This window comes from Spirosoma pulveris, from assembly GCF_054781875.1.
Window position 1 is genome coordinate 249,091 of the sequence record NZ_BAAGTO010000006.1, and the last position, 13,456, is coordinate 262,546.

11 protein-coding genes are annotated in these 13,456 nt (G+C 51.6%); 9 read left to right on the forward strand and 2 right to left on the reverse strand.

Annotation, left to right across the window (positions count from 1 at the left end; all coding sequences use genetic code 11):
* The first annotated feature begins 22 nt into the window (after positions 1 to 22).
* From ACYVJM_RS20725 to ACYVJM_RS20735, 3 genes are all read left to right on the forward strand, one after another.
* The gene (locus ACYVJM_RS20725) at positions 23 to 1,543 is read left to right on the forward strand and encodes a capsule assembly Wzi family protein (RefSeq protein ID WP_461150142.1); all 1,521 of its coding nucleotides are present in this window, start codon (positions 23 to 25) and stop codon (positions 1,541 to 1,543) included.
* 132 nt (positions 1,544 to 1,675) lie between these two features.
* Entirely contained in the window at positions 1,676 to 2,923 is a 1,248-nt protein-coding gene (locus ACYVJM_RS20730; RefSeq protein ID WP_461150257.1) for a serine hydrolase domain-containing protein, read from the forward strand.
* A 91-nt stretch (positions 2,924 to 3,014) separates the two neighbouring features.
* Entirely contained in the window at positions 3,015 to 3,914 is a 900-nt protein-coding gene (locus tag ACYVJM_RS20735) for an alpha/beta hydrolase (protein ID WP_461150143.1), read from the forward strand.
* Positions 3,915 to 4,014: 100 nt separating this feature from the next.
* On the opposite strand, the gene ACYVJM_RS20740 is transcribed toward ACYVJM_RS20735, so the two are convergent.
* A complete protein-coding gene (locus ACYVJM_RS20740) occupies positions 4,015 to 4,920 on the reverse strand; it encodes a prohibitin family protein (protein ID WP_461150144.1) in 906 nt (301 codons plus the stop codon).
* 312 nt (positions 4,921 to 5,232) lie between these two features.
* Positions 5,233 to 5,688 (reverse strand): DUF1573 domain-containing protein, encoded by a 456-nt coding sequence (locus ACYVJM_RS20745; protein WP_461150145.1) that lies wholly within the window; start codon positions 5,686 to 5,688, stop codon positions 5,233 to 5,235.
* 244 nt (positions 5,689 to 5,932) lie between these two features.
* Between ACYVJM_RS20745 and ACYVJM_RS20750 the strand changes: the two genes are divergently transcribed.
* The 6 genes from ACYVJM_RS20750 to ACYVJM_RS20775 all read left to right on the forward strand — a co-directional run bounded on the left by ACYVJM_RS20750 (position 5,933) and on the right by ACYVJM_RS20775 (position 13,389).
* Complete coding sequence (locus ACYVJM_RS20750; RefSeq protein ID WP_461150146.1) at positions 5,933 to 8,338, forward strand: alpha-ketoacid dehydrogenase subunit alpha/beta; 2,406 nt, start codon at positions 5,933 to 5,935, stop codon at positions 8,336 to 8,338.
* 104 nt (positions 8,339 to 8,442) lie between these two features.
* Positions 8,443 to 9,954, forward strand: coding sequence for a 4Fe-4S dicluster domain-containing protein (locus ACYVJM_RS20755; protein ID WP_461150147.1), 1,512 nt, complete (start codon positions 8,443 to 8,445; stop codon positions 9,952 to 9,954).
* Positions 9,955 to 9,959: 5 nt separating this feature from the next.
* Positions 9,960 to 10,517, forward strand: coding sequence for an NADH-quinone oxidoreductase subunit J family protein (locus tag ACYVJM_RS20760; RefSeq protein ID WP_461150148.1), 558 nt, complete (start codon positions 9,960 to 9,962; stop codon positions 10,515 to 10,517).
* A complete protein-coding gene (gene nuoK, locus ACYVJM_RS20765) occupies positions 10,504 to 10,815 on the forward strand; it encodes an NADH-quinone oxidoreductase subunit NuoK (protein ID WP_461150149.1) in 312 nt (103 codons plus the stop codon). Before ACYVJM_RS20760 ends, nuoK begins: the two co-directional genes overlap by 14 nt.
* Positions 10,812 to 11,423 (forward strand): 2OG-Fe(II) oxygenase, encoded by a 612-nt coding sequence (locus ACYVJM_RS20770; RefSeq protein WP_461150150.1) that lies wholly within the window; start codon positions 10,812 to 10,814, stop codon positions 11,421 to 11,423. The genes nuoK and ACYVJM_RS20770 overlap by 4 nt, the downstream gene beginning before the upstream one ends.
* Before the next feature lie 58 nt (positions 11,424 to 11,481).
* Positions 11,482 to 13,389: an NADH-quinone oxidoreductase subunit 5 family protein gene (locus tag ACYVJM_RS20775; protein ID WP_461150151.1), complete on the forward strand. Its 1,908-nt coding sequence runs from the start codon at positions 11,482 to 11,484 to the stop codon at positions 13,387 to 13,389.
* The last annotated feature ends 67 nt before the right edge of the window (positions 13,390 to 13,456 follow it).

Sequence of the window (13,456 nt, forward strand, 5' to 3'; positions counted from 1 at the left end):
GAGTATAACCGGCCTGTTTCCTATGAGATTTTTGTTGGTGTGGATTGCGTATGGAACCCTTATTTGCTTTGGCAGCGAGTTAGTCTATGGACAACGTATTAATCAGTATCAACTCGAAGTAGGGGGACTGGGCTCGTCTGATCAGACGCCCTTCTGGTTGCGAGCTAATCAATATGGTACTGTACCACTATCAAATCCAGCTTTACGATTCAATGCTGGTATTCAGGCAGGGTATCGTCCTGCCGATAGTACGGGCCATCGGCCGAAAGCCGATTGGGGATACGGCCTCAGCGTAGTGGCCAATGTAGGCTCGACAAGCCAGTTTCTACTTCCGGAAGCGTACATCAAAGGGCGCGTAGGGGCATTTGAACTCTACGTCGGCCGACGCAAGGAAGTTATCGGCCTTGTGGATACGCTGCTGACGAGTGGCTCATACATATGGTCGGGAAATGCGCTGCCTTTCCCGAAAATTCAACTGGCACTCCCGATTTTTACATCTATTCCGTTTACCAAAGGCGTAATTTCGGTAATGGGGACTTTCTCGCACGGCTGGTTCGAGAATGGTGACCGATTAGTGAAGGATTCTTACCTTCATCAGTCTTCATTTTATGGTCGTTTGGGTAAGCCGTCGTGGCGGGTTCGGTTGTATGGGGGATTCAATCACCAAGTTATGTGGGCAGGCCATTCCGATTACCTGGACCCAACTGTAGCTACAAACGGCAAGCTTCCCTCAAATATTAAATATTATCCGGCGGTCGTGTTAGGCACCCGAAACCCGTTTCCGGACGATCAGAATATTCAGACAATCAGTCATTTTGAAGAGAATAGAATTGGTAATCACTTAGGTTCTGTTGACTTTGCCGCTGAGCTAAATTTGAATCACTGGAATTTGTTTGTTTATCGTCAATTTATGTACGACGACGGCTCCCTGTTTTATGGTACAAATCTGGACGATGGGTTAAATGGCTTACGCATTCGAACCCGCGATCAGCCAACAGGGGCCGCTTTTTTTCTTAAGCAGATCACCTTTGAATATATGTTTACAGGAAGTCAGGGTGGTGACCTGTTTATTCTCGACAATCCACAAAAGCGGGGACGGGACGATTATTTTACTAATAGTCAGTACCAAGATGGCTGGACCTATTTTGGCCGTACGATTGGTACCCCATTCATTACGCCCCAAATTGAAGTGCGGTCGACGTTACCTGCACGCTATGGTATTGCCAATAATCGGGTAAGTCTTTTTCATGTTGGACTGAGTGCCCTGGTGCTGAATAAAGTGGACATAACAACCCGGTTGTCTTTCAGTCGAAACGCGGGCTCTTATCCTATCCCTTATCTAACGATCCCGGCCCAGTTTTCCGGTTTAATTACGGCATCAGTACCTACGAATCTATTGGGAGGAACCACCCTGAACGGGTCGATCGCGGTTGACTCCGGCGAGTTACTACCAAATAGTGTGGGCGCGTATGTAGCCATACGGAAAACCGGCCTGCTTGGTGGAAGTCGACGAGTAACCGGCTCAACTCGTAGAGCTTATTAGGATAGATTTGGGAGTTTAGAAAGATAGGTCGTAAACTTTCAGGGAATTTTAATGTACCATTGAAAACGGTAAAGCCTACTTTTGCCGGAACTTGGTTTTTAAAGTAATAGTAGCGTAAACATGTGGGTTTGGATGGTGCGGATAAATAAACTTTTGAACTGGTTTAGCTTTGTCGTCTTAATTGGACTGGGTGTGTCCTGTGGGCAGAATCAAACAAATCTCAAGCAGTCAGCACGGGCATTGCGAAATTGTTCCGATGAGCAGATTCTTACAGAAGCTCAGCAGGCAGCGATTCGGCAGCAAATCAATGCAGATGAGAAGTCCCGCCAGATTGCTGAGATTTTTCGACAGAAAGTACGGGGTGGTCTGAACGGAAATGTGCTGGTGGCCCAAAAAGGCATGATTCTGTATAAGAATTGCTTTGGCCTGGGCCATTTTGAACGGAGCCAGCGCGATACGCTGGTCGAAGATTCCAAATTTCAGTTAGCCTCGCTCTCAAAGACCTTTACGGCTGTGGGCACGCTAAAGCTGATTGAAGCCGGAAAACTTACGTTTGAAGATACCATCCAGAAATTCTACCCTGATTTTCCATACCATGGCATCACCGTTCGGGAGCTATTGAGCCATCGCAGCGGCCTGCCCAATTACCAATACGCCTTCGACGACAGCATGAAGGTGAACTTCTACAAGAAAGAAAAACCTTATCCGACCAACGCAACCATTATGCACTGGTTTGCTACGGTTAAGCCAACCCCCAGGCCCTACAATATTCCGGGCCGCGGGTTTAGCTACAGCAATACCAACTACATGGTGCTGGCGTCAATAATCGAGAAGGTAACCGGCCAAACCTACGAAGCGTTTATTCATAAGAATATCTTCGAGCCGCTGGGGATGCACCATACGTTCGTGGCAACAACAAAGAACGATTCCATCAACTATCATCGAACTGCCGGTTATCAATGGAATCGACGTATTCCCAAAGATTATTACGACGATGTGGTGGGCGATAAGGGAATCTATTCAACCACGGGTGATTTATTCCGCTGGTATCGGGCACTGAACGCCGATTGTCTGCTGCCCAAAAAGATGCTTGCCGAAGCGTTTATTCCGCGAAGTTTCGAACGGAAAGGGGCAAAAAATTACGGCTACGGTTTCCGGATGATGCTGAACGATACCAAGCAGCCCGAATACATTTATCATTCCGGCTGGTGGAAAGGCTACAATACCATGTTCTGGTTCAGCCCTAAAGATGAATACGTAATCATCATTCTGGGTAACCGCTACAACACTACGGTATACCGGGTCAAAGAACTGATCGATGTCCTCCATGGGGGAGCCAACAACAAGGTTTCGTCAGAAGAGAGCGAGGTAGAAATATGAGTAGAGCCGACCTAACGGTCGGCTTTTTGCGATTTATGTCTAACCCGGCTCAGGGAGCCGTACTCTTTTTATGCGTTTTGTACTGCTTTGTATGCTTTCGGCCACTTTGTTACCCCAACTCGCCCAGTCGCAGGATATTGTCAAGTTATGGCCCGACGGCGCCATCCCTAATGCCATAGCCGGCGCCCAGCTAACGGAAAAATCGGAAACGGACGCCAATGGTATTCTGCGGATCAGTAATGTCACAGTACCTACACTAACCGTTTTTCTGCCTGCTAAAGAGAAAGCGACCGGTGCAGCCGTCATGATTTGCCCCGGCGGTGGGTACGGAATTCTGGCGGCCAGTCATGAAGGGTCAGATATTGCCAAATGGTTCAATGAGATGGGCGTTGCTGCCTTCGTATTGAAATACCGGCTTCCCAATCCGACCATTATGACCAACCAGCAGGAGGTGCCGTTACTCGACGCCATGCAGGGGATGACACTCATTCGGCAGAATGCATCCCGGTATGCTATTGACCCTAACAAGATTGGTGTCATGGGTTTTTCGGCGGGAGGACATTTGGCGTCTACCCTCGCCACCCATTATGACAAAGGCCCGAAAGCCAGCGAGCAGGCAAAGCCGAACTTTGCGATTTTGCTGTACCCTGTCGTTACATTTGGGGAGAAAGCACACGCGGGTTCGCGCAATAATCTGTTAGGAAAGCTGGCCAGTTCGCCTGAACTGATTGCTTATTACTCCAACGAATTACAGGTGAGCAGTAAAACGCCCCCCACATTTCTGGTTCATGCAGAAGATGACAAAGCCGTTCCTGTTGAAAATAGCATCAGCTTTTATCTGGCCTGCCTGAAAAACGGCGTTCCAGCCGAAATGCACTTGTATCCAACTGGCGGACATGGCTTTGGGATGCGCACAGCCAAATTCGGCTCACTCAATATGTGGCCGGAAGCCTGCAAAGCCTGGCTGACAACGCTGACCGCAGCGAAATAGAGCTTGAAAAGTTTGTTGAGCACAGAGTACACACAGATTAAAAGTCAGTAGTATCATCTCTGTGTGCTCTGTGCCTCTGTGTTCAACAAATTTTGCTCAGTTACTTCTCATTAAGGATCAGCGGGACATTGCCGCGTCCACCCATAATGACAATCTTGGCGTTTGGCGATGCTGCCAGCTCCCGCTGTGCCTTGATTTGTTCATACTGTAGCTGCTTATCACTTAGACCCGTAGACAGGATCTTTTGATAATCGGCGATACCCTGCGCTTCCACCCGTTTCCGCTCGGCTTCCTGACGCTCTTTTTGTAGAACGAACTGCATCTTTTGAGCGTCCTGCTCGGCGTTGATCTTGGATTCGATGGTTTTCTTAACGGACGCTGGTAAGTCAATATTCCGGATCAACAGCTGTTCCAGCGACAAGCCCCGCTTTCTAAAATCAACTTCAATTGTCTTGTAAATTCGCGACTGGAACTCATCGCGTCGGCTGGAGTACAGGGCTACCGCATCATAGTAGACGGCGTTGTCCCGAATCCGGGTTCGGGTAATGGGACGGACAATCTTGTCCATGTAGTCCGGTCCAATTTCCCGATAGATTTTGGGTGCCTGCGTCGGCATGACCCGGTACAGAACCGTTAAGTCTATAACGACTTCCAGTCCATCGGCAGTCAGTACACGAATAGCATCGTCGCCCTGCTTCTGGCCTTCATCGTGCGCGGCCGACATCGTGTAATTCTGCGTTTTTATATCGAACTCAGTCACCGAAGCCAGTGGATTGACAAAGTTTAAGCCCGAGTTGAGGGTTCGGTCACTGACATTGCCGAAGAGCGAAATGACGCCCACCTGTCCGGCGTCGATTTGACGGACACTGGCAGAAAGCAGTCCGAAGAGTAACAGAATTATGCCGATAACCTTGGCGGGTCTGGAGTAACGGGAGAACGTTAGGGCAGGTGTATTGATGGCAAATCCGGCGATAAGCACCAGAATGCCAAGAGTGATAAAAAACATAGTTTTAGGTGAAGATAAGGCAACGGTCTGCTCAAAGAGCAAAAAGGTAGCCGGGTAAAGAGATAAGTAAAAAGTACGGAGTGAGAGGAGAGATCGCCTACCGGCGTTGGGGCGGAGCCATATACATTTGAGGTCTAAAGACGGGTCAAATGTAGGTGATAATCAGCTTGTAAAGAAGCGAAGCGGGAGGAACGGACGGGGAGAATGCCAGTCGGCTGCGGGCTGGGATGACCACTAAGCAGGGATACAAAAAAAGGCATCCGGTAGACTACCAGATGCCTTTCTTAACCACACTATTAACCCTTCAGTAGATTAGCGTGAAGTTTTCGTACTTTTCTTCTTGTCTTTAGCTGCAGGAGCGGTAGCAGGTGTAGCCGCCGTTTCAACAGCAGCACCAGCTGCTACAACTTCGCCTTTCAGATAAAGCACCGTTTGACCTGCTTCAGCGTTGCTCGTTACCGTTACCGATTTGTTGAATGGACCGGCAGCAGCAGCATTGTAGGTTGCAGAGATCGACCCCGTTTTGCCCGGCATGATTGGTTCACGTGAGAAACTTGGTTTCGTGCAACCGCAGGAAGCTTGAGCGTCGTTGATAACGACAGGATCCGTACCCGTGTTCTTGAACTCAAATACGTGCGTAACAGGCTTACCTTGCTCAACTTTGCCGAAATCATGAGTTTCTTTCGCAAATTTCAGAACCCCTTTCTGGGCGTAGCTAACTGCGACAAACACAAACAAAGCTACGAAAAGTGAAAAAATCTTTTTCATTGGACTAAACGGAATTATGGTTTGGTTTTAAAATACTAAGCCTTATAATCAGCACCTAGAGCAAACTGTTTGCCAAACACGCTGTTGATTTCATTCGGTCAACAAATAAACTCAAAAAATCGTTTTTTTGAAAGCTGACTTGTTTTGCCTTACTTTTACTTTCACTTGGTAACTGACTTATTTTTTAGGTCAGCTACTTCATCGATAAATTGATTGTTAGACGATTTCAATCCGTGGCTCTGTTGTGATAGCAAACGAACAACTCCGCTCGACTGATATTATAAGTCGTGAAAAAATCCTGTCAGATTACCTATTGGCTTGCGAAAGCCGACAGGTGAGTTTGTTGGGTCGGCGTGATGTGATGGGAGGGAGGGCTAAATTCGGCATATTTGGCGACGGCAAAGAATTGGCGCAACTGGCCGCAGCCAGTGCATTTAACCGGGGTGATTTCCGGTCCGGCTATTACCGGGACCAAACGTTCGTAGCCGCGCTGGGCGAGCTACGCTGGACGGAGTTTTTTGCGCAACTTTATGCCCACACCGATTTGGATGCCGAGCCTAATACCGCTGGCCGGTCAATGAATGGACACTTTGCTACCCGCTGGCTCGATGAACAGGGGTTGTGGCGAAACCAAACCGAACTCTATAATTCCGTCTGTGATATTGCGCCTACCGCCGGGCAGGTGCCCCGCTCGCTTGGGCTGGCGTATGCCTCCAAACTGTTTCGTAATAACCCCGAACTGAGCGACCTGACCAGTTTTTCGCACAATGGTAACGAAATCGTTTTCTCAACCATTGGCGATGCATCTACCTCGCAGGGTATGTTCTGGGAAGCCATGAACGCGGCCGGTGTGTTGCAAGTGCCGCTCCTGATGTCGGTATGGGACGATGGGTATGGTATATCTGTGCCGGTCGAATATCAGACCGTTAAAGGCAGCATTTCCAAAGCCCTGGCCGGTTTTCAGCGCGACAGCGAAGACAAGGGTATCGAACTATTTACCGTAAAAGGATGGGATTATCCGGCATTGCTGGAAACGTATCAGCAGGCCGCTCATATCTGTCGGACAGAGCATGTGCCCGTACTGGTTCACGTACAGGAGTTGACGCAGCCACAGGGCCACTCAACCTCGGGCTCGCACGAACGGTATAAATCAAAACAGCGCCTTGCCTGGGAAGCGGAGCATGATTGCAATGTACTGTTTCGGCGCTGGATTCTGGAGAATGGTTACGCCACCAGCGAAGAACTCGAAGCCATTGAAGCAGAAGCTAAGCAAATTGCCAAAAACGCGCGAATTGAAGCTTGGGACGCCTATCAGGCATCTATGAAAGGGGATTTCACGGAAGCCCTCGATCTGCTGCAGCAAACGGCCCGCCACCACCCGAAAGCTGCCGAATTAATGGCTATTCGGGAAGAACTTCGGAAAACGTTCTCCCCCGTACGTCGGGATGCAGTGTCGGCGGTTCGAAAAGCTCTTCGGTTGTTACGGACCGATACCGGTGCCGGGCGGCACCGGCTGAAAGCCTGGCTCGACCGGACAAACGCCGAAAACAACGACCGCTTCAGTTCCCATTTATACAGCCAGTCGCCCGATTCGCCGATGCTGGTACAGGGGGTTCCTGCTCAGTATGATGAGGAGGGGACCGTACTCGACGGGTATCAGCTGCTTCAACATTATTTCGACAGCCTGTTCAGCCGCGACCCGCGCGTTGTGGCGCTGGGTGAAGACGTTGGACACATTGGCGATGTAAATCAGGGCTTTGCGGGCTTGCAGGAAAAATTTGGCGAGATACGTATTACCGATACCGGCATTCGCGAAACCACCATTATCGGGCAGGGCATCGGTATGGCCATGCGCGGACTTCGGCCCATCGTTGAAATTCAGTATTTCGACTACGTTTATTATACGCTGGCCACCCTGACAGACGATCTGGCTACGCTGCAATACCGGACTAAAGGTGGGCAGAAAGCACCGCTTATCGTCCGGACGCGCGGCCACCGACTGGAGGGCATCTGGCATTCGGGTTCGCCCATGGGCACGATGCTGAGCAGTTTGCGCGGGCTTCATGTACTGGTTCCCCGCAACATGACGCAGGCCGTTGGCTTCTATAACACCCTCATGAAAGGCGATGACCCCGCCCTGCTGATCGAATCCCTGAACGGCTATCGCCTGAAAGAGCAGTTGCCCACGAACCTGAACGAATTCTGTGTACCGTTGGGTGTACCGGAGGTATTGCAGTCTGGCTCCGACGTGACGGTCGTAACCTACGGCTCCATGTGCCGGATTGTGCTGGAAGCCGCCGGACAGCTGGCCGGTATGGGAATCAGCATGGAGGTGATTGACGTACAAACCTTGTTGCCGTTCGACGTGAATCACCAGATTGTCGAATCAATTAAGAAAACGAACCGGGTCCTGTTCGCCGATGAAGATGTGCCCGGTGGTGCATCGGCTTACATGATGCAGCAGGTTGTCGAATGCCAGAATGCCTACCGCTATCTGGATTCGGCCCCGATGACCTTATCGGCCAAAGCCCATAGACCTCCTTATGGCTCCGATGGAGATTATTTCTCCAAGCCAAACGTTGATGATGTAATCGAAACTGTTTACGCCATCATGAGCGAAGCCGAACCAGAGCGGTTTCCAAAAATATAGCGAAAGAATGAAAGAGTGAAAGAACGAAACTGGTCCGCCGAAGCGGAGTGATCTTCGATAGTAATCTTGCACTCTTTCGCTCTTCTACTCTTTCACTTTTTAAAATGTCATACTTCAAGGACATACAATCGGGTATCCGGACAACGCTGAAGGGACTGAGCTTGACCTTAAGGCACTTGCGCAACGCAACGAAGCGCCGAACGGCGGAAGGAATAGCCAGCGATTCGTACTTCGATTTGCAGAATGGCCTGGTTACGCTTCAATATCCGTACGAACAATTACCCATTCCCGACAATGGGCGTTACCGGCTTCGGAATGAGATTGAGGACTGCATCGTCTGCGACAAATGCGCAAAAGTCTGCCCTGTCGATTGCATTACCATTGATGCCATCAAAGCCACCGAAGAGGTTGGTCGGGCATCCGACGGATCGCCAATACGCCTGTATGCGGCAAAATTTGACATCGACATGGCCAAGTGCTGCTATTGCGGCCTGTGCACGGTGGTATGCCCCACCGAATGTCTGACCATGGATAAGAAATTCGATTACAGTGAATTCGAACTCGGCAAGCTAACGTATAATTTCTCGAACCTGACTCCCGATCAGGCCGATGAGAAACGTGCCTTGTATGAGCAGTTTCTGCGGGAGAAAGAAGAAGCGAAAGCGGCTCAGATAGCTGCCAAAGCCGTAACCTCTCCGGCTCCCGAGCCAAGTGTGAGTGCCGCGCCTAAACGCCCGGTATTCAAGCCAACCGCTAAACCAGCGGCTCCGCCAGCCGAACCGCATATACCGGCTAACTCAGAAGGATCATCTATCGAGCACCCGCTTACCGACGCCACGCCGGACGAGATGCAGCAAATTGCCCAGGGTGGGCTGGAAGTCGCGAAACATCCCGTGTTCCGGCCAACGAAAAAGCCGGTCGTAAACGTGACTGACGTTCCGGCCGACGATGCGCCCGCATCACAACCTACCTCTGCTGAAACGCCGGAAACACCGAAACCCGCAGCCAAAACAGCCGGTTTCCGGCCGACGATGAAGCCGCCCGTCGCCAAATCGACCGAGCCAAAAACGGAAGATCAACCAGAAGCGGCAGCACCGGTGGAAGCCACGAAGCCTACACCGGCATTCCGACCGACGATGAAGCCGCCCGTTGCGAAAACTGCCGAACCGCAAATAGACGTTCAACCGGAGGAAAAGGCCGAACCGCCTAAACCGAAACCGGCTTTCCGGCCAACGATGAAGCCCCCAACGGTTGCCAAATCGGAGCCGGATGCGCCACAGGCCGGTTCGTCTGAGCCCGAATTGCCTAAAGCAAAACCGGCTGCTTTTAAGCCAACGATGAAGCCGCCTAAACCCGCCGAACCGGAATCGGCAACACCGGCAGAAGCACCGAAGCCTACACCGGCTTTCCGACCAACGATGAAGCCTGCGACTGTTCCGCAGCCACCAGGCGAGGAAAGTCCGGCCCCTGCGCCAGCAACTGTAGTAAAGGCGGAGGAGCCAATACTACCGGATAGCGAACCCGTCAAACCGAAGCCAGCCGCCTTTCGGCCAACGATGAAGCCTAAGCCCAAAGCCGACGACGCATCGGATACCCCTCTTCCATCAGACCTATAAACCCAGTGGTTCAATTTGCTTTTTATTTTTTTGCTGTGTTGACGTTAGGCGGAGCGTTGGCTGTTTTGCTGACGCGTAATGTGCTTTACGCGGCTTTCTTTCTATTGCTTACGCTCTTTGGCGTGGCCGGGTTGTTCGTCCTGGCCGGTGCCGATTTTCTGGCCATCGCTCAGATCATGATTTACGTTGGGGGGGTACTGGTGCTGGTTATTTTCGGTGTGATGCTCACCCACAAACCCGAACGTCCGGCAGATGCGAACAGCCAGCAGCCCAACCGCATTCTATCGGCCAACCGGTTTGCAAAGGGAGCCGGGTGGATCATTCCGATTCTGGTGGTTGGAGCTCTGTTTATGGCTTTACAAACGTTGCTGGCTCGGGCAAACTTCACGTTGCTCGATCAACCGGCTGGCTGGCAGAATACGACAACCATTATCGGTAAACAGCTGATGACCGAATACGTTGTTCCTTTCGAAATTGCCGGAGTTTTATTGCTGGCGGCTCTCGTTGGTGCCACGTATCTGGCTGCTTTCCATACTAAATCCTCCCGACATGCAACCCGTTAACAGCCATCTTTTTTTACTGGTAGGCGCTGGTCTTTTTAGCATTGGACTGGCCGTGGTGCTGCTCAAACGGCATGCTATCGTGGTGCTGATGGGTGTTGAACTGATGCTCAACGCCGTTAACATTAACCTCGTGGCGTTCAGTCAGTACGACCCCGACCGCTTACAAGGTCAGATGTTAAGTTTATTCGTCATGGTTGTAGCCGCTGCTGAGTCGGCCGTTGCGCTGGCCATCGTGATGCAGGTTTACCGCCATTTCCGTACGGCGCAGTTGGATGAATTGAACGAACTGAAGCAGTGAGCGATTTATTTGAGCCGATCATAGACGGTATCCTCAACGAAGGCTACGGCCTGATCGATAATTTTCTGACGGCCGATGAAGTAGCTGCGTTGGCTTCCCGGCTTCGGCAACGGCGCGCAGCGGGGCAATTTAAAGCAGCTGGTATCGGTAATCAGCAGGTAACGATCGAGCAGACCATTCGGGGTGACGAAATTATGTGGCTGGATGAAGCCAGCGCAACCGCTGACGAAGCCACTTTCCTGCAACGCGTCGGTTCGTTTGTGGACTATGTCAATCAAACCTGCTACCTCGGCCTGCGCGATTACGAGTTTCACTATGCACTCTATCCGCCCGGTACGTTCTACAAACGCCACCTGGACCAGTTTCGCAGTGATTCACGCCGGAAGCTATCCGTCATCTGCTACCTCAATTCCGATTGGCAGGAGGCCGATGGCGGGCAACTGGACCTTTATCTGCCCGATGCCGAAAATATGACCGAACATCAGGTTACAGTCTCGCCAATTGGGGGCAGATTAGTGTGTTTTGAGAGCGCACGACTCGAACATGAGGTGCTGCCCGCCACCCGCGAACGCCTAAGCGTGACGGGCTGGTTAAAAACGAATTACTAGACGTTTGTTTCCATAGAGCAGAATCGGGATATTTGCGGCCAATTCTGATGAACGACGAATGCCCGCCAACCCCTTCCAACTGCCTCACCTCTTAACGGCTATTATACTTCTGTTACCCTTTGCCGGGTTTCTGGTGTTGACAATGGCCAGTCGGCGGGTGGCGCAGTTCATCGCCATTTTACTGACGGGAACGGGCTTGATATTGTCTGTTTTGCTGGCCTTAAACCTGCCCGAACAGGCGGTTGTGCTCCAAACCGATTGGGCCATTTTATCCGGGGCTTCCTTTTCGGTTACGTTTCGGGTCGATGCGCTGGCAGCGTTAATGCTTCTGCTGGTGCATTTCGTCGCGTTGCTGGTACAAGTTTATTCCATTGCCTACCTGCACGACGAGCCGAAGCTGCGTCGTTATTTCTCGTACTTACAGGTGTTTGTGGGGGCTATGCTGGGCATCATTCTCGCCGGAAATCTACTGGTGATGTATGGTTTCTGGGAACTGGTTGGGCTGGCGTCTTACCTGCTGATCGGGTTTTATGCCGAGCGCCCTGCCGCGTCTCAGGCAGCCAAGAAGGCATTTCTGATGAACCGCGTGGGTGATATTGGCTTCCTGATTGGTATTTTTCTGACCTATTATTATTTCGACACGCTCGATTTTACGGCTCTGGCCGACAAAGGGGCCGACGGCATTGCACCCACTGCCCTTGGCCTTTGCTTATTCATGGGTTGTGTCGGTAAATCAGCGCAGTTTCCGTTACTCACCTGGCTTCCCGATGCCATGGAAGGCCCCACACCGGTATCGGCGTTGCTTCACGCGGCCACGATGGTTGCTGCGGGCATCTTTCTGCTAGCCCGTATTCATCCGCTTCTGTCGCCTGATGCGCTGGTTGTTATTACCCTTATTGGTACTATAACTACGCTTTGGGGAGGGTATGCGGCCGTTTTTCAAACCGATATCAAGAAAGTCCTCGCCTTCTCAACCGTGTCGCAGCTGGGGCTGATGGTCGTGGGGATGGGAACGGGGAATGTTGCCGGGGCTATGTTCCATCTGCTGACCCATGCCTTTTTTAAAGCAGGCTTGTTCCTCAGTGCCGGGGCCATCATTCACGCTGTACACAGCCAGGATATGCGGCAGATGGGCGGTTTACGTAAGGTATTACCGATAACATTCGTTGCCTATACCGTTTGTGCGGCAGCCCTGTCCGGCTTACCATTTTTATCGGGCTTTCTATCGAAAGAGGCTATTCTGGGCGGGGCGTTTGGCTGGGCGGAAACGCAAGGGGCCGGTCTGTTCACCAGTGTACCGATACTCCTGTTGCTATCCTCAGGTCTGACGGCTTTTTACATGGCCCGGCAATGGCGGCTGGTATTCTTTGGTGCGTACCGAAGCGAAATAACCCCTTTGTCAACAGCACACGAACCCGGTTGGCTGATGCGTGGACCAGTCGTCATTCTGGCTGCTTTATCACTCTGGGTCTGGTTCTCCATAAATCCTCTGTCCGGCCAGGATAGCTGGTTTTTCCGGCTGTTACCCCCGGCAGATGAACCGCATTTCTGGTGGCTGGCTCCCGTTTCTGTTGCCCTCGTTTTACTGGGAGGCTGGACTGGCTTTCGCTTACAGGAGCCCGGTGAAGACCGCAGTTATGTTCGATTTTCGGTTAACTATGGTTTTCTGGATGTCTTTTACGACCGAATCGCTATCCGGCCAACGGTTCGGCTGGCAACGTTCCTTAACCGTACCGACCAGCGTGCGATTGATGGGGTCGTCAACGGGGCGGGTATCGCTACCGTTGTGTTGGCGCATCTGACCAGCTTGCTGGACCGGATGGGTGTGGATGGCCTGGTAAATGGTGCCGCCTGGCTGGCGGGCCGGTTGGGGCAGTTGACCCGGTCGGTGCAGAACGGCCGGGTACAGTCGTACATTACGGCGGCTGTAATGGGCTTGCTGGTAATACTTTGGTGGTTGCTTTAACGTCTGGGCCAGGCCATTGCCTGATCTCTGGTAAATACGGGTCAAACAGGATGTTGGCCCAGTTAGC

What these genes read in the sequence shown, in the direction of transcription:
- ACYVJM_RS20735 (WP_461150143.1), top strand. Translation starts at nt 3,015, where the DNA reads ATGCTTTCGGCCACTTTGTTACCCCAACTCGCCCAGTCGCAGGATATT.
- ACYVJM_RS20755 (WP_461150147.1), top strand. Translation starts at nt 8,443, where the DNA reads ATGTCATACTTCAAGGACATACAATCGGGTATCCGGACAACGCTGAAG.
- nuoK (WP_461150149.1), top strand. Translation starts at nt 10,504, where the DNA reads ATGCAACCCGTTAACAGCCATCTTTTTTTACTGGTAGGCGCTGGTCTT.
- ACYVJM_RS20740 (WP_461150144.1), bottom strand. Translation starts at nt 4,920, where the DNA reads ATGTTTTTTATCACTCTTGGCATTCTGGTGCTTATCGCCGGATTTGCC.
- ACYVJM_RS20745 (WP_461150145.1), bottom strand. Translation starts at nt 5,688, where the DNA reads ATGAAAAAGATTTTTTCACTTTTCGTAGCTTTGTTTGTGTTTGTCGCA.
- ACYVJM_RS20725 (WP_461150142.1), top strand. Translation starts at nt 23, where the DNA reads ATGAGATTTTTGTTGGTGTGGATTGCGTATGGAACCCTTATTTGCTTT.
- ACYVJM_RS20730 (WP_461150257.1), top strand. Translation starts at nt 1,676, where the DNA reads ATGGTGCGGATAAATAAACTTTTGAACTGGTTTAGCTTTGTCGTCTTA.
- ACYVJM_RS20775 (WP_461150151.1), top strand. Translation starts at nt 11,482, where the DNA reads ATGCCCGCCAACCCCTTCCAACTGCCTCACCTCTTAACGGCTATTATA.